The sequence below is a fragment of the Aminobacter sp. P4_D5 genome, assembly GCF_056401815.1.
This window is the reverse complement of the sequence record NZ_JBFUIP010000926.1, coordinates 1-629: the sequence shown is the minus strand read 5'-3', so window position 1 is coordinate 629 and position 629 is coordinate 1. Positions and strand designations below refer to the sequence as shown.

General features: G+C 68.0%; 1 protein-coding gene. It reads right to left on the bottom strand.

What is annotated here, in order from left to right; translation table 11 throughout:
• Nucleotides 1-290, bottom strand: a 290-nt coding sequence (locus AC1DWF_RS35835) for a flagellin (protein WP_476843208.1), incomplete at its 3' end; no start/stop codon positions are given.
• Nucleotides 291-629: the final 339 nt, after the last annotated feature.

Genomic DNA, 629 nt, shown 5'->3' with positions numbered 1-629 from the left:
ACGGTGGACTTCACGTCCTTCAGCACGGTCGAGATATTCTCCAGCCCCGTGCGCGTCGTGTCGAGCAGGCCCTTGATGCCGCCGAGCTGCTGGTTCGCCGAGGTGGTGGAGGCGAGGTCGCCGCGGATGCGCTCGGCCACCGCATAGGCGGCCCCGTCGTCCCGCGCGTCGGAGACGCGATAGCCCGTGGAGATGCGCTTCTGCGTCGCCTCCATCTCGGCGCCGGTCTTGTTGAGCGACTGGAGCGCGACCATCGCACCCATGTTGGTGTTCACGGAATTGAGCGACATGGATGTTTTTCCTCGTCTGTCGGTGCCGGCCAGGCGGCGCGAAGGGGTGGTTCGTGCGGATCAGGGAGCGCGCTTGGAAGCGGCCGCCGCAGGAGCGCGCGGGCGCTGATGTGACCGGAATGTCCGATGTTCCGGCCCACCGGGACGAAGCCCCTTCGCGGCCAGTGGGGAGTCCTGCATCCTGCGGGTCCGATCCTGTGTGCCCACAGAGTTGGACCCGGGCGGGTTAACGCCCCGCTAACGCCGCGGCGGATCGCGATCCTTTTTTCGGCGCCCACCGGGGGCGCATCCTCAGATCGCCAGGTTCGCCAGCGGCAGGGTGATCGTCACCGTCAGGCC